The organism is Geobacillus sp. CCR (assembly GCF_052906625.1).
The window spans coordinates 92,235-109,016 of sequence record NZ_JBREBQ010000008.1; the positions used below are offsets into that span (position 1 = coordinate 92,235).

At 53.9% G+C, this 16,782-nt stretch carries 23 protein-coding genes; 16 read left to right on the forward strand and 7 right to left on the reverse strand.

Annotated features, from left to right (window positions below):
• Window positions 1-102 precede the first annotated feature (102 nt).
• The 3 genes from bioB to ACVBDQ_RS06240 all read left to right on the forward strand — a co-directional run bounded on the left by bioB (window position 103) and on the right by ACVBDQ_RS06240 (window position 2,445).
• A complete protein-coding gene (bioB, locus tag ACVBDQ_RS06230; RefSeq protein WP_011231066.1) occupies window positions 103-1,104 on the forward strand; it encodes a biotin synthase BioB in 1,002 nt (333 codons plus the stop codon).
• A 346-nt stretch (window positions 1,105-1,450) separates the two neighbouring features.
• A complete protein-coding gene (locus ACVBDQ_RS06235; RefSeq protein WP_011231067.1) occupies window positions 1,451-1,669 on the forward strand; it encodes a YozE family protein in 219 nt (72 codons plus the stop codon).
• Between the two features lie 131 nt (window positions 1,670-1,800).
• Window positions 1,801-2,445 carry a hypothetical protein gene (locus ACVBDQ_RS06240; protein ID WP_011231068.1) on the forward strand — a complete coding sequence of 215 codons (645 nt, stop codon included), beginning with the start codon at window positions 1,801-1,803 and terminating at the stop codon, window positions 2,443-2,445.
• Here the strand turns inward: ACVBDQ_RS06240 and ACVBDQ_RS06245 are convergent.
• Entirely contained in the window at window positions 2,427-2,549 is a 123-nt protein-coding gene (locus ACVBDQ_RS06245; protein ID WP_013145441.1) for a hypothetical protein, read from the reverse strand. The genes ACVBDQ_RS06240 and ACVBDQ_RS06245 overlap by 19 nt on opposite strands.
• A gap of 130 nt (window positions 2,550-2,679) precedes the next feature.
• Here ACVBDQ_RS06245 and ACVBDQ_RS06250 point away from each other — a divergent pair, with 130 nt between their 5' ends.
• The gene (locus ACVBDQ_RS06250; protein ID WP_011231069.1) at window positions 2,680-2,859 is read left to right on the forward strand and encodes a YozD family protein; all 180 of its coding nucleotides are present in this window, start codon (window positions 2,680-2,682) and stop codon (window positions 2,857-2,859) included.
• Window positions 2,860-2,870: 11 nt separating this feature from the next.
• On the opposite strand, the gene ACVBDQ_RS06255 is transcribed toward ACVBDQ_RS06250, so the two are convergent.
• Complete coding sequence (locus tag ACVBDQ_RS06255; protein WP_446663097.1) at window positions 2,871-3,992, reverse strand: DUF2515 domain-containing protein; 1,122 nt, start codon at window positions 3,990-3,992, stop codon at window positions 2,871-2,873.
• 222 nt (window positions 3,993-4,214) lie between these two features.
• Here ACVBDQ_RS06255 and ACVBDQ_RS06260 point away from each other — a divergent pair, with 222 nt between their 5' ends.
• Together ACVBDQ_RS06260 and ACVBDQ_RS06265 are read left to right on the forward strand one after the other, a co-directional pair.
• Complete coding sequence (locus ACVBDQ_RS06260) at window positions 4,215-4,532, forward strand: hypothetical protein (RefSeq protein WP_013145439.1); 318 nt, start codon at window positions 4,215-4,217, stop codon at window positions 4,530-4,532.
• Between the two features lie 105 nt (window positions 4,533-4,637).
• Entirely contained in the window at window positions 4,638-4,802 is a 165-nt protein-coding gene (locus ACVBDQ_RS06265; RefSeq protein ID WP_011231072.1) for a hypothetical protein, read from the forward strand.
• Between the two features lie 35 nt (window positions 4,803-4,837).
• Here the strand turns inward: ACVBDQ_RS06265 and ACVBDQ_RS06270 are convergent, their stop codons facing one another.
• Window positions 4,838-4,996, reverse strand: a complete 159-nt coding sequence (locus ACVBDQ_RS06270) for a hypothetical protein (protein ID WP_008879283.1) — start codon at window positions 4,994-4,996, stop codon at window positions 4,838-4,840.
• 126 nt (window positions 4,997-5,122) lie between these two features.
• On the opposite strand from ACVBDQ_RS06270, the gene ACVBDQ_RS06275 reads away from it, so the two are divergent.
• The 3 genes from ACVBDQ_RS06275 to ACVBDQ_RS06285 all read left to right on the forward strand — a co-directional run bounded on the left by ACVBDQ_RS06275 (window position 5,123) and on the right by ACVBDQ_RS06285 (window position 7,624).
• A complete protein-coding gene (locus ACVBDQ_RS06275) occupies window positions 5,123-5,530 on the forward strand; it encodes a hypothetical protein (protein ID WP_011231073.1) in 408 nt (135 codons plus the stop codon).
• Window positions 5,531-6,045: 515 nt separating this feature from the next.
• A complete protein-coding gene (gene deoD / locus ACVBDQ_RS06280) occupies window positions 6,046-6,756 on the forward strand; it encodes a purine-nucleoside phosphorylase (protein ID WP_014195705.1) in 711 nt (236 codons plus the stop codon).
• A gap of 49 nt (window positions 6,757-6,805) precedes the next feature.
• Window positions 6,806-7,624: a M15 family metallopeptidase gene (locus ACVBDQ_RS06285; RefSeq protein ID WP_011231076.1), complete on the forward strand. Its 819-nt coding sequence runs from the start codon at window positions 6,806-6,808 to the stop codon at window positions 7,622-7,624.
• Window positions 7,625-7,662: 38 nt separating this feature from the next.
• Here ACVBDQ_RS06285 and ACVBDQ_RS06290 read toward each other — a convergent pair whose 3' ends face one another.
• Window positions 7,663-8,361, reverse strand: coding sequence for a class I SAM-dependent methyltransferase (locus tag ACVBDQ_RS06290; protein ID WP_011231077.1), 699 nt, complete (start codon window positions 8,359-8,361; stop codon window positions 7,663-7,665).
• Window positions 8,362-8,529: 168 nt separating this feature from the next.
• On the opposite strand from ACVBDQ_RS06290, the gene ACVBDQ_RS06295 reads away from it, so the two are divergent.
• The 7 genes from ACVBDQ_RS06295 (at window position 8,530) to ACVBDQ_RS06325 (ending at window position 13,459) form a co-directional block, all read left to right on the forward strand.
• Entirely contained in the window at window positions 8,530-9,417 is an 888-nt protein-coding gene (locus ACVBDQ_RS06295; protein ID WP_031213137.1) for a cation diffusion facilitator family transporter, read from the forward strand.
• A 237-nt stretch (window positions 9,418-9,654) separates the two neighbouring features.
• Window positions 9,655-10,611, forward strand: coding sequence for a magnesium/cobalt transporter CorA (gene corA / locus ACVBDQ_RS06300; RefSeq protein WP_023634444.1), 957 nt, complete (start codon window positions 9,655-9,657; stop codon window positions 10,609-10,611).
• 197 nt (window positions 10,612-10,808) lie between these two features.
• Window positions 10,809-10,913, forward strand: coding sequence for a YjcZ family sporulation protein (locus ACVBDQ_RS06305; RefSeq protein ID WP_013145431.1), 105 nt, complete (start codon window positions 10,809-10,811; stop codon window positions 10,911-10,913).
• A 185-nt stretch (window positions 10,914-11,098) separates the two neighbouring features.
• Window positions 11,099-12,028, forward strand: coding sequence for an EamA family transporter RarD (gene rarD, locus ACVBDQ_RS06310; RefSeq protein WP_011231080.1), 930 nt, complete (start codon window positions 11,099-11,101; stop codon window positions 12,026-12,028).
• A 125-nt stretch (window positions 12,029-12,153) separates the two neighbouring features.
• Window positions 12,154-12,252 (forward strand): YjcZ family sporulation protein, encoded by a 99-nt coding sequence (locus ACVBDQ_RS06315; protein WP_011231081.1) that lies wholly within the window; start codon window positions 12,154-12,156, stop codon window positions 12,250-12,252.
• 33 nt (window positions 12,253-12,285) lie between these two features.
• The gene (locus ACVBDQ_RS06320) at window positions 12,286-12,426 is read left to right on the forward strand and encodes a YjcZ family sporulation protein (RefSeq protein ID WP_011231082.1); all 141 of its coding nucleotides are present in this window, start codon (window positions 12,286-12,288) and stop codon (window positions 12,424-12,426) included.
• Between the two features lie 139 nt (window positions 12,427-12,565).
• Window positions 12,566-13,459, forward strand: a complete 894-nt coding sequence (locus ACVBDQ_RS06325) for a DUF1028 domain-containing protein (protein WP_011231083.1) — start codon at window positions 12,566-12,568, stop codon at window positions 13,457-13,459.
• Window positions 13,460-13,557: 98 nt separating this feature from the next.
• Here ACVBDQ_RS06325 and ACVBDQ_RS06330 read toward each other — a convergent pair whose 3' ends face one another.
• The 3 genes from ACVBDQ_RS06330 to ACVBDQ_RS06340 form a co-directional block, all read right to left on the reverse strand.
• Entirely contained in the window at window positions 13,558-14,925 is a 1,368-nt protein-coding gene (locus tag ACVBDQ_RS06330) for an MATE family efflux transporter (protein WP_011231084.1), read from the reverse strand.
• A gap of 96 nt (window positions 14,926-15,021) precedes the next feature.
• Window positions 15,022-16,284 (reverse strand): two-component system sensor histidine kinase NtrB, encoded by a 1,263-nt coding sequence (locus ACVBDQ_RS06335; protein WP_011231085.1) that lies wholly within the window; start codon window positions 16,282-16,284, stop codon window positions 15,022-15,024.
• A gap of 38 nt (window positions 16,285-16,322) precedes the next feature.
• A complete protein-coding gene (locus ACVBDQ_RS06340; RefSeq protein ID WP_014195711.1) occupies window positions 16,323-16,454 on the reverse strand; it encodes a hypothetical protein in 132 nt (43 codons plus the stop codon).
• Window positions 16,455-16,782 lie beyond the last annotated feature (328 nt).

Genomic DNA, 16,782 nt, shown 5'->3' on the forward strand with positions numbered 1-16,782 from the left:
CTGGGGACGGATTAAAAAGTAAACTGAAATGAAAATATAGTTGACAAATATGCGGCTGGTCCGTTACGATAAATGTAATGATATGGAAAGGGGAGAGGAGAGATGGCAAACTGGCTGGTGTTGGCCGAGCAAGTGTTGGGAGGCCACGAGCTGACCGATGAGGAAGCATTGGCGATATTGGATTGTCCGGATGAGGAGTTGCTCCTTTTGCTGCAAGGGGCGTACCGGATTCGCTCCGCCTATTATGGAAACAAAGTGAAGCTGAACATGATCATCAACGCCAAATCCGGCCTCTGTCCGGAAAACTGCGGCTACTGTTCGCAGTCCGCCGTATCGACGGCGCCGGTGAAAACGTATAAAATGGTCGACAAAGAGACGTTGTTGCGCGGCGCGGAAGAAGCACACCGTTTGCGCATTGGGACGTACTGCATCGTCGCCAGCGGCCGGGGGCCGAGCGATAAAGAGATCGACACCGTTGTGTCCGCGGTCAAGGAAATTAAAGAGCGGTTCGGGCTGAAAGTGTGCGCCTGCCTTGGGATCTTAAAGCCGGAGCAGGCGGCCCGGCTGAAAGAGGCGGGGGTGGATCGCTACAATCATAACATCAACACATCGAAGCAGCACCATCCGAACATTACGACTTCCCATACATACGACGATCGGGTGCGGACGGTGGAAACGGTGAAAGAAGCTGGTCTTTCGCCTTGTTCCGGCGTCATCATCGGCATGAAAGAAACGAAGCGGGATGTCGTCGATATGGCGCGCAGTTTGCGGGCGCTTGACGCCGATTCCATTCCAGTCAACTTTTTGCATGCGATCGACGGCACGCCGCTGGCTGGCACGAACGAATTAAACCCGCGTTACTGTTTGAAGGTGCTGGCCCTTTTTCGCTATATGAATCCAACCAAAGAAATCCGCATCGCCGGCGGGCGAGAAGTGAATTTGCGCTCACTTCAGCCGCTTGGCCTGTATGCCGCCAACTCGATTTTTGTCGGCGACTATTTGACGACCGCCGGGCAAGAAAAGTCAGCCGATTATCAAATGCTTGAGGATCTTGGGTTTGAAATCGAATTTGCCCCGGCTCCGCAAGCCGGAGTCGTATCATGAACGATGCCGCCGGAAGATGGCGGCTTTTTGTATGTGCGCTCACCGAGGACAAGACCTAGCGAAGCGGGAGGCATGGGAGGCGCCATGCGGTTTCAGATGGGACGCCACGATGGCGCATCGCAAGCCTTGGCGAGAAGCGGAGCGCATGATAAGACGGTGGACTTGGCCTGCCTATGCTCTGACGAGAAAAGCGGATTGAACCCCTATTGCGCCGTTTGACGCGCTTTTTTGGCATGAAAAGCCAACCCGACGCGTACGATGGGAATACAAGCTGCGAAAAAAGGCTTCACAAACAGCCAAAAGCTCATTATAATAGCAACAAAAGGAAAGGAAGAGGATGGGGGACATGGCAAAGTCATTCTACCGTTACTTGCTGCGCTTCCGCCATGGACACCAGGAAGATCCGGTCGTCCGGTTTGCGAACGGAGCGTATGAAGACCACAGCTTTCCAAAAGGGTCGACGGACTATGAAGAACTGAGCGGCTATTTGGAGCTTAACGGTGACTATTTGGAAAGTATGGTTGTGTTTGATGAGCTATGGGAGCAATTTTTGCATGAAGCGTAACTAAGGGAGCGTTCCCATTTCATAAATTGGGAGCGCTTTCAAATAGCTTTTTTCCGCGCGGTTGCAGGTGTCCACCCTTCTCTGCATGCATATACTATACTAACTATTTGTTCCAAAGGGTGGAGATGCCAATGAGCGCGCCGAAACGCCCGAAATTTTCCGTCGGCGACATCGTCGTCAATACATTGTACGGAACGGTCGGAACGATCACCGATATTCAGCAGATTGACGGTGTGTTTTTATACGAAATCAACCATGGCCATAGCTTGTTTGCCGAGCAAGCGCTCATTTTATTGTCTGAGTTTGTGGGTGATTTATGGATCGCGGAAGAGATTGAAATTGAGTTGCCGTTTTTCCTCGGCGAAATTGTCCGCGTCCGCGATTATGGCGGCCATTTGTTCAAAATTGTCGGGGTGCGTACAGAAATTTACCGCTACTACGGGGAAGGATGGGAAGAGACGATTTACGAATTGAAACGGCTGACGGATGGTTGGGAGATTGAAGTCCATTTGGAAGACATCATTCCGCTTGCCGACGGAGAGGAGACGTCCGTCACGCTCGTGCAAGATATTGTCATCGCCGCGCCGGTGAAAGCGTCGCTTCTATTGCCGCCGGCCGACAGCGGAGAGAAAGGGCCGTCGGTCGACGAGCTCCTTGACATGTACAACGATTATAAAGCGTTATATGAATGGTTCGGCGATGAACAGTACCAACGGATGATGGAAACAGTTGTAAAACGTTTGCGGACAATCGCCAATCACCAGGATAGAAATTGATAAAGAATAAAAAGAAAATAAGGAATGCCGGCGAAAATGACGATCGCGCCCAATCCATTGACAACTGTTTCCATCATTTTATCGATCGCAGTGAATTTGTCCATTTTGTCCGCCTCCGTGTTTTTTGTTTTGTTGGTACATATGTATGGGGGAGACTGAAAAAATAGTACAACATGATTTTTGACATAAAACGGAAGGCGGCGACATACAACATTACAAAGGGGGCGAGATGCGGTGAAGGAAATTGAAGTGATTATCGATACGGAAGAAATCGCTGAGTTTTTTTACCAAGAACTCATCCGCCGCGGCTTTGTGCCAACGCAAGAGGAGCTTGAGGAGCTCGCGGATATTACGTTTGACTATTTGCTTGAAAAATGCATCATCGATGAAGAGATTGACATCGATGGGGAGTAGTCCTCGTCGTTTTATGATGAAGTTGATTTGGCCGCCGCGATGGCGGCTGTTTTCATCATGACCAAATGCCGCTCGTAGCGGCTGGTCATGTCGCCCGAGGCCGGAAGCGGGAGCGTTTCAAGCGCCTGCATGATCGCCTCATCGGTGAACCAATCGCGATGATCGTGGAACGGGTGCGCAAGATCCGGCCAAGCTTCCTCAAGGCGGGGGCTGTAAAAGCGGTGCCCATCAGGCGTTTCAGCGAACGATTGCGGCCAGAAGTCGGCGCGTGAGCCGCTGTGGGGGACGCAGCGGGCAAAGCGGCAGGCGCCGCGAAACAGCCGGGCGTCAAACAGCAGCAGACTGTACAGCGTTTTGCCGATATGGATGCGGTGGTGGACGTCGGCGAAATCGCGCACGGTCGTTCCGGCAAGCGCTACGCGGCGGCCTTTGGTATATGGGATGAGCACATCGTTGAACCCGAGCCATTGCTCGACAATAAACGGCCAGCTTGACAGCACGCGGGTGCGGAAAAACGGATGTTCGATGACGCGAAGCTGGATGTACTGCTGCTCGTTGATGATCAGAGCAACCGTAAGAAGCGCGGCATTCCCCGTTTCCCAAAAATGTTCCCACATCGGCTTCATAAACGAAGACACCGCTAGCGCCGGCAACAAATGAAACAGCGGCGTCTCCCTCCGTTTGCTTTCTTCGTACAGCAGAAGCTGCGGATAGGCATCATGAAAAATGAGGGCATTGGCGCGCTCCAAAAACAAAAAAAGGGGTGCAATGATTTGTTCCGGCAGCAAAAACGGAAGAAGGCCGCCGCGCAAATCAGTCATGTTCCAACCGCCGTTGCGCGAGACGAGATGGGCTAAAAACGCCCAATGAATTTCCCGATGGCGCTCAAAAAACGCTAAGTAGGCGGCGGTGCGCGTCACGTTGTTGCGGTTATGTTCCGCTGTTTTCCGGCGAATGGCGGCAACAATGCCCTTTTCTTCCGCGCTGAGCGGTCCGTCAGTCGGGACAGTTGTGCGGGCGGCCATCCGGCGAAGCAGGCCGTCATCGGCGAGGCGGACCGGATGGCGGTACAAAAAGGAGCGGTAGGCATACTGAAGCGGATGGCGCAGCCAAGCGAACGGGCGAGTCGGCATCAGGCTGTCTCTCCTTTGCATCATTTGTGGACTTTTGCCAGAAGACCGCGATCGTTTCGACAAAAGGAGTGCTCGTTTGCTGAAGGAATCGACACGCCAAATCACCAAATAAGTACAATACACGTTTGTCTCGGCTCCGAAGACGATTCGCGATCGAATTCGACATCAACCATAGTATGGGGCTCGGAGGGCCGATTTATTGGGAGAAGGGAGAGGAAAACAATGGTTCGTTTATGGGGGAAACGGATGTGGATGACAAAACGTGCATATGAGGCGGTCGTTTTTCAAACACCGCGCTTTGGGGAAACGAAAGGCTACCGGCAAGTGTGCCGCATGACGGTGACGGCGGCCGGACATGATGAAGTGCTGGCGGTGTTGTATCGGATGTTTAATGTCGCCGATCTGATGCCGAAAAACTGTCAAGCTCGATTTATGCGGACTGGGGACGTTGTGCTGATCGATGAAGGGCGGAAAGGACAGACGTACTATCGCCTTTGTCCAGACGGATGGAAACAAGTGGAACGACAGCTCATCTGTTGACCGAATATTCAAAAATATAGTCGCCAGCAAGAGCTAGAGATGATATAATATGAATAAAGCCCCCTTGTTTCGGGAACGGATAAGAAAGGAAAGGGGGCGGACTTGATGGAACATGACGAACGGCGGCGCGACATGCCGACGGTGGCCCCGGGCATCGACGACGATGAGGAGCTGAATGAAAGAGCGACAAAAGAGGAAATTGAACGCGGGGAATATACAAAAGTCGTCACGCTTGCTTGGGACGAATCCGAGCCGTCGGAACCGCGATAGAAACCCTTGTATCGCACAAGGGTTTCTGCGGTTTGTCACGATTCTGGATTGTCGTGATGGCCCGGACCGTTTTTCCGGCCGCCGGCGGCGGAATATTCTTTGGCATGCGCCTCATCTTCAGCGATCAATGCTTCTTTTGGAATATGGTTGTTCTTTTTCTGCCCGTTAATGCGGTTGCGGTGTTTTTTGCCCATCGTTTTCCCTCCTTGAACCGTCGTTGTCGTTAGTGTATGCGGTCTGGCGGCGGTTCATCGACGGAAAATGTTTGCAGGCGGCATCATGCGGCGGGCGCAGGAGAAAAGAGGGAAGGGGGCGAAACGATGGCCGCACTGGCGCTGTCGCTGCTCTTGTGCGTCGTCTCGATTGCGGCATTGCTTTGGGTCAAAGGGCAAGTTGAGCGACTCTTGTTCCGCTGGAGAAGCGTGCCCCTTCTCCATGCGGTCAACGTCGTCATCATCGCTGCCATCGTTGCTGACATGTACTATCGGCTCAGCGGCATCGACGTGTACTTGCGCGATTTGGCCGATATCAACGGTTTTTGGTATGTCTTTGCCGGCGCGATGCAGCTCGTCTTTCCACTGTATTTGTTTTCCTGTTGGCTTGTCGCCAGGCGGCGCGAGCGCGAGAAAAAATATACGCGCAGCAAAGACAAAAAGGTGCTGTATATCAATGAGCGGTATTTGGCGCGCCGTCATCGCAGCGATTACCGCCGATCCAAAACATCATAAAAGAGAGCGGCTCCCCCGCAAACGACTCACCCACCTACGCGAGTGCATAGGGGGAGCTTTCAGCGATTTGCATATGTGCCAAACGACAAGCCGCACAAGGACCCTTTCCGCTTCCCTTCGTTTCGAAGGTGCCCGTTTGAACAACATGTGATTCGATCCGACAGCGATTGCCGGCCAACATTCATCTCCCACATGGACGGGTGCTCGTGCACCTTCACGTTTCGAAGTGGGAGACTTCTTTCGGAATGATGTTAGAATTTGGTCTTTTCCTTTTTCGATGTGGACGGCTGATTGTTTGATTTGGACGATGGATTGGTTTTGTTGGCGTATTCCACCGCTTGTTCGAGTTTCTTTTTCATCGGTCTTTTCCTCCTTTCTCCTCGGGCAGGCACACATAGTATGCCCGTTCGCCGCCTCGGCTACTCGAAGGAAGACTGCCATTTTCCGCAAACATATGATATGATAGACGAGGGCATGGCCCGACAACGATCGTTCAAACCAAAGGAGGAATCCCATTGAGCGTACATATCGGAGCGAAGACAGGGGAGATCGCGGAGCGCATTTTGCTGCCGGGTGATCCGATGCGCGCCAAATACATTGCCGAAACGTTTCTGGAAGGAGCGGTATGCTACAACGAAGTGCGCGGCATGCTCGGATTTACCGGGACGTATAAAGGGGAGCGCATTTCCGTGCAAGGGACCGGCATGGGCGTGCCGTCCATTTCGATTTATGTGAACGAACTGATCCAAAGCTACGGCGTAAAGACGCTCATCCGCGTCGGAACGTGCGGAGCGATTCAGCCGGATGTGCGCGTCCGCGACGTCATTTTGGCGATGAGCGCGTCGACCGATTCCAACATGAACCGGCTCATTTTCCGCGGCCGCGATTATGCGCCAACCGCCGATTTCCATCTGCTGCGGACGGCGTATGAAGTAGGTGTGGAAAAAGGGCTGGCGCTAAAAGTCGGCAATGTGTTCACCGCCGACATGTTTTACAATGATGAACCGAATTGGGAAACGTGGGCGCGCTACGGTGTATTGGCCGTCGAGATGGAAACGGCGGCGCTCTATACGCTGGCGGCGAAATTCGGCTGCCGGGCGCTGTCGGTGCTGACGGTCAGCGACCATATTCTCACCGGAGAAGAAACGACGGCTGAGGAGCGGCAAATGACGTTTAACGAGATGATTGAAGTGGCGCTTGAAGCGGCGATCCGCAATGGCGCGTGATTGGGATGCCGGGCGCTTGGGCCTGGGAAAACAGAAAAGGAGAAGGAACATGAACCAGCGATGGCAAGCGGCGATGTTGGTGTGCCTGCTGCTCGCCGGCTGCCAAACAGGGGAGAGCGGCAGCAACGGTGCGGCCGGCCCGTCCGGCCAGCCGCCGGAAAGCGCGGTGCACCCAAGCGATTATCAACAGGGGAAAACGAGCGAGGGCCCCGTCGATCCCGATTTGCAGCTCGAGGCGAAATATTGGAACATCGTCGAGGTGCAAAACGGACAAAAAGTGATTCAAAACCCTGACAACATTTTGGTGCTCGTCAATAAAGAACAGTCGCTCCCGCCTGGCTATAAGCCGGCGGACTTGGTCGTGCCGCGCGTGCCGTTTGTGTGTGCTGACCCGAACGCGGAAAAACGGCATATGCGGGCCGAAGCGGCCGCGGCGCTTGAGGAGATGTTTGCCGCCGCACGCCGTGATGGCATTGAGCTGGTGGCCGTGTCCGCTTATCGTTCATACGAGCGGCAGCAGGTGATTTTTGCTGAAGAAGTGCGGCAAAAAGGGAAGGAAAAAGCGGTTCAAGCGGTCGCTCACCCAGGGCAGAGCGAGCATCAGACAGGGCTGGCGGTCGATATCAGCAGCCGCTCGGCCGGCTGTCAGCTGACCCAATCGTTCGGGGCGACAAAAGAAGGGCAATGGGTAGCCGCCCATGCGCACGAGTACGGATTCATCATCCGCTACCCGAAAGGAAAGGAAGCGGTGACCGGCTACAAGTATGAGCCGTGGCATCTCCGCTATGTTGGGCGGAAGGCGGCCGCGGTGATCAAAAAGCGCGGCTTGACGCTTGAAGAATATTTCAAAGTAGTGAAAAAAGTGTGAAAACGGCGTCTCGTCGAGGACGCCGTTTTTCTTGCCAGCTATGGTTCGCAGCAAAAGACGCAATAGCCAAGACGGTCGCCGAATTGAGCTGTCAACTGTTGGTGCATCTGCCACATGCTCGCCATCTCCGGTGTCGGCGGAAGGGCGATGACGATGGGTGCCCCAAGGCTTGGCGCTTCGGCCGCAGCCGCGTAGGAAAACTGGCGGCAGCCAAAGCCGCTTTGTTCGAGCACTTCTTTCCACTCCGCTGATGTCATGAGCTGACGGAAGCCGTAAAAGGCGGCGATTTGCTTTTGCTCGGCGGCGGTCAGCCGCTCATGACACGCTTCAATGCCGACGAATAGGCCATCGTTTTTGAGCACGCGGCGGATTTCGGCGAGCGCGTTTGGCAATGAAACGAAAGCAAGCACCGATTCAGAAAGCGCAAGGTCAAACGTCCCGGCGGGAAACGGGAGCGCTTCGACCGAGGCGCGATGCAAACGGACTGAGACCGCCTTGGAGGCAAAACGCTGTTTCGCCTTGGCAATCATCGTCGGGTGGATGTCGATGGCGGTGACGTTGGCCCCGTACTGTTCGGCGATATAAGCCGCCGTCTGTCCGGTGCCGCAGCCGACGTCAAGCACGGATGTCGAACGGTCGATCTTAAGTTTACGTAAGATTTGTTTTGTTAACTCAAAACCGCCTGGGTGAGCGCCATCGATCCCCATGTCCGCCAACCAGTCTAAATATGCAGACATCTGTTCCTCTCCTTTTTTTGTTTCGACTTGGTTTATCATACGCAAATGCGCTCGATTTTGCCTTTAGACAAAAAAATTTGCTTGTCCCTATTCTTATGAAAAAAGGAAATTTTCTTGCTGTAGACCCAACCGGCTTCAAGCTGGTACACTGATACGTGCAAGAATGAGATGGCTAGGTTGGTGAAGAAAGTGGATCGAAAACAAGGAGCCGAGGCGGGCGCACTGCTGAGCATTTTCGTCTATCTTCTCCTTTCGACCGGCAAGCTGTTGGCTGGGGCGGTGTTCGGCTCGGATGCGGTGGAAGCGGACGGTTGGAATAATTTGAGTGATATTATCGCTTCCTCGGCAGTCTATATCGGCATGAAAATCGCTAAAAAACCGCGTGATTGCAACCACCCGTACGGACATTCGCGGGCGGAGAACATCTCCTCGCTGTTGGCCGCTTTTTTGATGATGTCCATTGGCATTGACGTGATCACAAGCGGCATCCGCTCGCTGTTCGGCAAGGAAAAGGCAGCGGCTCCTGACGTTTTAGCGGCTGTGGTTGCGCTCGCCTCGGCGGCCGTTATGATTGGCGTTTATGCAATCAATCGCCGGCTGGCGCGGCGGACGAACAGCATGGCGCTGGCGGCCGTGGCGAAAGACAATTTATCGGATGCGCTGGTGAGCATTGGCGCCGCCATTGGCATCGCCGGCGCGCGGCTTGGGTGGCCATGGCTTGATCCGCTGGCGGCGCTTGTTATCGGGGCGATGATTGGCAAGACGGCGTGGGAGGTGTTTATGGAGACGGCGCATACGCTCACCGACGGTTTTGATGAACAGCAGCTCGCCGTTTATAAAGACGAAATCGCGGCGGTGAGCGGCGTGCGCGATGTCGCTGACATTAAAGCGCGCATGTTAGGCAACGACATTGTGCTGGAAGTGACGATCCGCGTTGACTCGCATTTGACGGTGGCAAAAAGTCATGAAATCGCTGATGAAGTCGAGCGTTTGATGCGAAACCGGCATAACATTCGGGCGACGCACGTCCATGTGGAACCGGAAGCGGTGCGCTGACTGGCTTCGGGCGCATTGGCGGGCGGACGCGGCGAGGCGCCTAGACAGCGAATGACTTGTCGGGATGTGACGCTTTGCAGCCGGGATGCAGCCGGGAGAAGCTGCTTGTCGCCAACAGCGAGCGGATGCGGCCAAACCGTTGCCGCTGACTTGTTTTTGGCGGCGGGAGGGGAGTAGTTTTGCGGCAAACAGCAAACAATACAATTAAAATCGTTTGCATGGAAAGGACGTCAGTCTATGGCGATCGAGCATAACTTTCGTTTGACGGTTGACGGAACGTACAAACGCCATGCGCCGGCAGGCAGCCAGTCGTGTTGGCTTCATTTCACCGCCGCCGCCAAGCCGGATTTGGAGCAGCTTCTTTCTTCGCTGTCCATTCACCCTCTCGCCCAACAGCGGCTGATGAACGGGACAGACATTCCCGCGTTTGACGAATACGAAGGATGTTTCTTCTTATCGCTGTTTATCGTTCGTCCGTCCGGCCGGACAGTGAACGTTCGTTTGCTGGCCGGCAGCCAATATATGATCAGCTATATGGATGAAAACGATCCGCTTGTTGATCACGTGAAAGAACGTTTGTTGAACCATCGCGGTCAGGCGCTGTATCCTGGGTACGTGCTGTATCACTTTTTAGACTTGGCCGCCATCCGTTTTTTGCAAGTCATCGATCAGATCGCTGACCGCATTCAGACGCTTGAACGGCAAGTGTTTGCGACCCCGTTTGCCAACGAAATCGGGCGCGAGATTTATCGGATGAAAACACATCTTCATGAGCTGCGCCAAATCGCCGAGGCGCAGGAAGAAGCGATCAAAATGATCCGCCACGCTGATTTGCCGTATATCAATCAAGAGACGAATCCGTATATCGAGGAAGTGGCGTCGCGATTCTCACGCGTGCCCGCCGCGCTCGACGCGTTTAAGGAATCATTGTCCGCCATTTTCGATTTGCAACTGTCGCTCAAATCAGATCATATGAACGTCATTATGAAGACATTGACATTGGTGAGCGTCATATTTTTGCCGATGACGTTTATCGCCGGTGTATACGGCATGAATTTTGCGTTTATGCCAGAGCTGAAATGGAGATACGGCTACCCGTTTGCCTTGTTGCTCATGGCAACCGTTGCTATGCTCATCGCCCTCTATTTTAAGCGAAAAGGTTGGTGGGGAGAGACGGGGACGAAAGAAAAATAGGCGTTTTTCTAGAAGGTCGGTGATTTAACGGAGAAAACGCTCCAGCAAGGAGCTTTCGCCAATGGATCAACGGCTCTTCCGTGCGTTCGTGGACCAATCTTTTTGAAGAAAACGCGGTTTTTCACCAATCTTCTAGAAATTTGGGCATTCGCCCGGCCGTTTGGGCGGGCGGGCGCATATGATGGCCCTGTGAACCGATGAAGGAGGTGCCCGCCGTGAGCGGTTTTGTCAACAGCGGTTATACGGTCGTCATCGTCCTGTTCATTTTACTGATTATTGTTGGCTGTGCCTGTGTCGCTTGATGAGCGAAAAAATAAGAAAGGACGGCGGTCAAACGGGCCGCGAAGGGGGCGGGTGCTCATATTCAGCTGCGCCCCTTCTCCATTGGGCAACCGCGTCGAGCGATGCGGGTGAGTGTTTTGATGGATAAAGTGAAGCGGCGGCGGTATAATGAAACAGAAATGATCATGGAAAAGGAGAAGACGACGTGGGGCATTGGAGCGAAGAAAAGCAAGGCATCTTGTATACGGCTGCTTCGTACTTGCTGTGGGGAGTATTGCCGCTGTACTGGAAGCTGCTAGAGGCGCGCCCGGCGCTTGAGATTTTGGCGCACCGCATCGTGTGGTCGTTCGTGTTTATGGCCATCCTTCTGGCAGCGAATGGGCAGCTTGGCGCCTTCCGCCGGGAGCTTCGGGCGATGCGCCGTAAGCCGGCTAAGGCATGGGGGATCGCCGCTGCTGCCGTGCTCATCAGCGCCAACTGGTTTGTCTACATATGGGCGGTGAATCATCATCATGTCGTTGAAACGAGCCTCGGCTATTATATCAACCCGCTTGTCAGCGTGGCGCTTGGGACGATCGTATTGCGCGAGCGGTTGAGCGTTGGGCAGTGGGCCGCTGTTTTTCTTGCCGCCGCCGGCGTGGCGGCGATGACGGCGGAATATGGCGCGTTTCCGTGGGTCGCCATATCGCTCGCGTTGACGTTCGGGTTTTACGGCTTAGTGAAAAAACTGGCCAGCGTTGACTCGTCCATTGGCTTGACGCTTGAAACAATGGCCGTCATGCCGCTTTCAGCCGTTTACTTATTATGTGTGTACAACGAAACGCCAGCCCTCGTCAAGACGGCCGAATGGTGGCAATGGGCGCTGTTGGCTGGAGCCGGGCCAGCGACGGCCGTGCCGCTTTTGTATTTCGCCAAAGGGGCGAAGCGTGTGTCAATGACAACACTTGGTTTTTTGCAATACATTTCGCCGACGATCAGCCTTCTCCTTGGCGTCTTTTTGTTCGGCGAGCCGTTTACGAAAGCGCATTTTTATGCGTTTAGCTGCATCTGGACGGCGCTTATTTTGTTTTCCGCTGTTCAAATCAAGCAAGCGCCGGGGCGGAAAAAATGGAAGCGAAACTCGCTCGGAGCATAACATCGGTCCGCGGATGGACCGTTTTTTTTTACGTTGCGGCAAATACCCATTTTTGCCGAAACATCTAACCATTTCCTCGGCTTCTGAATAGTCTACTAGTACAAAAACGAAGGAGGTGCTGGCAAATGGGTGCAGCTTACGGCGGCGGATTCGCGTTGATCGTCGTTCTGTTCATCTTGTTGATTATTGTCGGATGTGCATGTATCGGTGGTTGGGTGTACTGATGCCTCTTACTTGCTAGCAAGGAGGTGACGAATATGCCATATGGCTTTTATGGCGGCTGGGGCTGGGGCGGCTATGGCTTCGGTTATCCGGGTTACGGCGGCTACGGCTACGGCTTTGTGCTGATCGTCGTTTTGTTTATTTTGCTCATTATCGTCGGGGCAACATGGTGCTAGGCGGATGATGGGCATGCGGGGGGAGACGGCCGGGCAACGGCTGTTTCCCCCGCTTTTTTTGTGAACAGGCAGGAACAACGAAAGGAAGTGGAGAAATCATAAACGATGAGAAAATGGAAAGCATATGGAGGACGGGGAAATGACACATATTGCAAAAGACATCGTCGCGACGTTTTCGATCGTCGCGTTCGATCCGGCGACCGGGGAGCTTGGCATCGCTGTTCAATCGAAATTTTTAGGCGTTGGTGCGGTTGTTCCGTGGGCGAAAGCGGGCGTCGGAGCGGTGGCGACGCAATCGTACGCCAACACGTCGTACGGACCGCGCGGCCTCGAATGGATGGCAAAAGGGAAATCGGCGCAAGAAACGCTTGAGTTGCTCGTTGCCGATGACAGTGAGCGCGATTTGCGCCAAGTCGGCATCGTGGATGCGAAAGGACGGGCGGCGACGTTCACCGGGAAAAAATGTTACCCGTGGGCCGGGGGCATCACCGGGCCGAACTATGCGGCTCAAGGCAATATTTTAGCCGGCGAGGAAACGGTGCTGGCAATGGGAAGGGCGTTTGAGCAGACAAAAGGTCCGCTCGCCGAGCGATTGTTAAAGGCGCTTCAAGCTGGTCAGGCAGCGGGGGGCGACCGCCGCGGGCAACAGTCGGCCGCCTTGCTTGTCGTGAAAGAAGGAGGGGGATATGGCGGCTACAATGACCGTTATATCGACTTGCGCGTCGATGATCACCCGCGGCCGATCGAGGAGCTTATTCGCTTGTATCAGTTGCGCCAGCTTTACTTTGAGAAACCGCGTCCCGAAAAAGTGGCAGCGATTGAAGGAACGGTAAAGGAAGAGGTGGCCGCCCACTTGGTCCGTCTCGGTTATTTGTCGAAAGAGCGCTCGGCGGATCGCGAGGCGCTTCATGAGGCGCTGACCGTGTATATACATACAGAAAATTTTGAGGAGCGCCAAGTGGAGAAAGGAAAAATCGACCTCGATGTATTACAGTATATGAAGCAGCAGCCGTCGCCTAACGAGGTCGGCTAAGGGAAACCGGCCTTGTCGACTGCATGATCCATCATGCTGCAACAAAAAGGATGTCCCTAGAACTGGGCGGGACATCCTTGTTTATCGACCGCTCCCTCTTAAAAGGCGCATGGCGCACGCCCGCTGTCATGTCTGCGCCAAACGGCCCGCAGGCGAAAGCTGAGAAACAGCGCGCCCGTTGCCAATCCGGCGATCAGGCCGATCCAATAGCCGAACGCCCCGGCGGCAGTCAGTAGAGCGAGCGCGCAGCCAAGCGGAAGCCCAACGCCCCAATAGGCGAGAAGAGCGGACCAAAAAACGGCGTTTACCTCTTTATAGCCCCGCAGCGCTCCTTGGATGGGAGCGGCGATGGCATCGGAAACTTGAAAGAAGATCGCATAGAGCAAAAACTTCCCTGTCAACGCCGCCACTGTCGGATCGTTTGTATACAGCCGGGCGACATGGCTGCGGAAGGCGGAAAGGAACAGCGCTGCTGCGGCGGCGACGGCCAAGGCGAGGGTGATGCCGATCAAGCAATATTGTTTGGCGGCTTCATAACGGTTGGCCCCGGCTTCAACGCCCACGGCGATCGTCAGCGCCATCGATAAGCTGAGTGGAATCATATACAACAGTGAAGCGAAGTTGAGGGCGCTTTGATGCGCGGCGACCGTTTCCGCGCCAAACCGGCCGACAAGCAGCGTCACAGCAGCGAAAATGCTCGTTTCAAAAAAGATGGCCGACCCGATCGGCACCCCGGTTTTCAGCAACTCTTTCCATGCGGCCCATGACGGACGGTAGAAACGGACGAGTACACGATAGGGAGCCAAGCGCCGAAATTTCAAAGCGGCAAAGGCAGCGGCCGCGAAGCAGTACGCATACGTGATCGCCGTCGCGTAACCAGTGCCGATGCCGCCAAGGCGCGGAAATCCGCCATGCCCGTAAATCAACAACCAGTTGAACAGCATATTGACCGGCAAGGCGGTGAGCGTAATCCACATCGTCACTTTCGTTTGCCCAAGCGCATCGATGAAATAGCGGAGCACAGAATAAAGAAACAGAGGGATGATCCCAAACGACAAGGCGCGCAAATAATGAAAGGCGATATGCCGAACGTTTTCATCCAAAGACATCTGTTTCAAGATAAACGGCACGGCAGCGGCGCCGATCAGGACAATGGCGACAGCAAGCGCGACAGCCAAGTAGAGCGCCTGGGCGACGGCGCGAGTGATCGAGTCATGCCGTCCGGCGCCGAAATGGTGTGAGACGATCGGGGACAGGGCGAGCAAAATGCCGCCGGCGCCGGTAAACACCGGCACCCATAGGCTTGAGCCGATCGCGACGCCGGCAAGATCTTCGGCGCTCGCATGACCGGACATGGCGACATCGACAAAGTTCATGGCATATTGACCGGTTTGCGAAACAAAAATGGGAAGAAACAAGGCGAACAGGCGCCGCCATTTGCCGTTGGGCGGAGCGGTCGTTGCCATAATGGCTCCTCCTTTTCTGTGATAAAGTGATACATTGTTCTAAATCATCAATCTCCCCACTTCCGAAGCTGGGATGGCCCCCTCTTCGGAAGCGATTTATGACGAAAGAAACGGCGGTTGGCTGCAAAGCGGGAATTCGATCAAAAAACATGTGCCGTGCGCGTCGCTTTGCACTTTCATCGTCCCGCGATGCAGTTCGACGATTTTTTTCGATAATGACAGGCCGAGCCCAGTTCCCGTTTCCTTCGTTGAAAAAAACGGATCGAAAACATGGTCGATGACCGACGGCGGAATGCCGGGTCCATCGTCGCAGAAGCGAAGCTGAACGAGATGGTTGATTTTTCGGCTGCAGATCGACACCCTCATCGTTTTCGCCACTTTTGCTTCCACGGCGTTGCGAAATAAGTTTAAAAACACTTGCAAAAGCTGGCTGCGGTCGCCGTTCATTTCGTAATCGTCAAGCTGGTCATCAAGGTCAAAATGGACGTCGACGTTATGCAATAGCGCTTCGCTTTGCAATAGGACGCCGACATCGTCGCGCAAAAAGCGGTGCAAGTTGAACGTCTCCATTTTGACGTCCGCCGGCTTGGCGATATTCAAAAAATCCGTGATAATGTCGTTCGCCCGGTCGAGCTCAGGAATTAAAAGCCGCTCAACGAGCGAGGCGATGCGATCCGGCAAGTCGCTTTTCAATAGTTGCAAATATCCGCGCACCGTCGTCAGCGGATTGCGGATTTCATGGGCGATGCCGGCGGCGATGCGGCCAGCGACCGCCAGCTTTTCTGTTTCTTTCATCATATTGAGCGACTGAAACATACTGATGACTCGTTTGATCGATCCGTCATCGTTGTAAATAAAACGGGTGTTGACGATCCCGTAAAATCGGTCGAGCACTTCGTAATTGTAAAGCGGCTCGCCTTTTTCAAGCGATTCGAGCGTCGCGATCAGCTCATCAGGGAGCTTCAGCAGCTCGCGAATATGTTTGCCGATGATGGCATCGCGATCCACGCCGGTGTCAACAGCCGCCTGCAAATTGCAAAGCGTGATGATCCCTTGAGCGTCGACAAAGACAATGTGGTGCGGAACGAGATCGAGCAACGGCGTCAAAAAGGCTTCCACTTTTTCAAACGGTACGTCGCGATGCAAGTCAATATCCCACTGCCATTTGGCTTCCTTTTCAAGGGACGGCGGAATGGTGCGAAGGTGCGGCCGGACGTCGCCGCGCTTTTTTTCGATGGCGATTCCACTTTCATAATCGGCAAAGGTGAACGGAAACGGAAGCTTTTCGATGAGCCGCTCATAAGCGCGCAGCTTTCGTTCGAGTTCTTCGATTTGCGATTGTACGAGTCGATCGTTCATCTTTCCAAACTCCTTAGCTGCACATTTCGTTTTTTATTTTACAAAAACCGCCCTCCGTTGGCTATGGCGGACATCCTGACGACATATGTTTCGCCGCCTTGGCGGACGCTTGTCATCGCCGTTGTCCACGCGGCAACATCCGGCGCTGTATAGTACAACTTTTTAGTCACAATCGCTTCATCCTTTCGTATTCCGAATGCTTTTCTTTCATATTAGCAAATTCGCTCGCATTTGCCTATCGTGGATCTTCCCAACCGCTTTCTCCCATCAAACGGGCGAAGGATTCCATTGGCGCTATTAGGTTTTGATGGATCACAGCCAAATGAAGACGAATTTCCTAATTGATAAAACAATGTGCTAAATCATCAATGGGTACCGTCAAGAATTTTGTGTAATGAAAGATAGATAGGGTATCTCTGAATGGATTTAGAATGGATAAGGAGTCGGTTTCCTCCGCACAGGAGACAGAATATTCTGTCTCCTGTGCGGAAAGGGAGA

Excerpts from the sequence above, each read along its gene's own strand:
- bioB (WP_011231066.1), top strand. The coding sequence starts at position 103 with ATGGCAAACTGGCTGGTGTTGGCCGAGCAAGTGTTGGGAGGCCACGAG.
- ACVBDQ_RS06235 (WP_011231067.1), top strand. The coding sequence starts at position 1,451 with ATGGCAAAGTCATTCTACCGTTACTTGCTGCGCTTCCGCCATGGACAC.
- ACVBDQ_RS06240 (WP_011231068.1), top strand. The coding sequence starts at position 1,801 with ATGAGCGCGCCGAAACGCCCGAAATTTTCCGTCGGCGACATCGTCGTC.
- ACVBDQ_RS06245 (WP_013145441.1), bottom strand. The coding sequence starts at position 2,549 with ATGGACAAATTCACTGCGATCGATAAAATGATGGAAACAGTTGTCAAT.
- ACVBDQ_RS06255 (WP_446663097.1), bottom strand. The coding sequence starts at position 3,992 with ATGCCGACTCGCCCGTTCGCTTGGCTGCGCCATCCGCTTCAGTATGCC.
- ACVBDQ_RS06260 (WP_013145439.1), top strand. The coding sequence starts at position 4,215 with ATGGTTCGTTTATGGGGGAAACGGATGTGGATGACAAAACGTGCATAT.
- ACVBDQ_RS06265 (WP_011231072.1), top strand. The coding sequence starts at position 4,638 with ATGGAACATGACGAACGGCGGCGCGACATGCCGACGGTGGCCCCGGGC.
- ACVBDQ_RS06270 (WP_008879283.1), bottom strand. The coding sequence starts at position 4,996 with ATGGGCAAAAAACACCGCAACCGCATTAACGGGCAGAAAAAGAACAAC.
- ACVBDQ_RS06275 (WP_011231073.1), top strand. The coding sequence starts at position 5,123 with ATGGCCGCACTGGCGCTGTCGCTGCTCTTGTGCGTCGTCTCGATTGCG.
- ACVBDQ_RS06285 (WP_011231076.1), top strand. The coding sequence starts at position 6,806 with ATGAACCAGCGATGGCAAGCGGCGATGTTGGTGTGCCTGCTGCTCGCC.
- ACVBDQ_RS06290 (WP_011231077.1), bottom strand. The coding sequence starts at position 8,361 with ATGTCTGCATATTTAGACTGGTTGGCGGACATGGGGATCGATGGCGCT.
- ACVBDQ_RS06295 (WP_031213137.1), top strand. The coding sequence starts at position 8,530 with ATGGCTAGGTTGGTGAAGAAAGTGGATCGAAAACAAGGAGCCGAGGCG.
- corA (WP_023634444.1), top strand. The coding sequence starts at position 9,655 with ATGGCGATCGAGCATAACTTTCGTTTGACGGTTGACGGAACGTACAAA.
- ACVBDQ_RS06305 (WP_013145431.1), top strand. The coding sequence starts at position 10,809 with ATGAAGGAGGTGCCCGCCGTGAGCGGTTTTGTCAACAGCGGTTATACG.
- ACVBDQ_RS06315 (WP_011231081.1), top strand. The coding sequence starts at position 12,154 with ATGGGTGCAGCTTACGGCGGCGGATTCGCGTTGATCGTCGTTCTGTTC.
- ACVBDQ_RS06320 (WP_011231082.1), top strand. The coding sequence starts at position 12,286 with ATGCCATATGGCTTTTATGGCGGCTGGGGCTGGGGCGGCTATGGCTTC.
- ACVBDQ_RS06325 (WP_011231083.1), top strand. The coding sequence starts at position 12,566 with ATGACACATATTGCAAAAGACATCGTCGCGACGTTTTCGATCGTCGCG.
- ACVBDQ_RS06330 (WP_011231084.1), bottom strand. The coding sequence starts at position 14,925 with ATGGCAACGACCGCTCCGCCCAACGGCAAATGGCGGCGCCTGTTCGCC.
- ACVBDQ_RS06335 (WP_011231085.1), bottom strand. The coding sequence starts at position 16,284 with ATGAACGATCGACTCGTACAATCGCAAATCGAAGAACTCGAACGAAAG.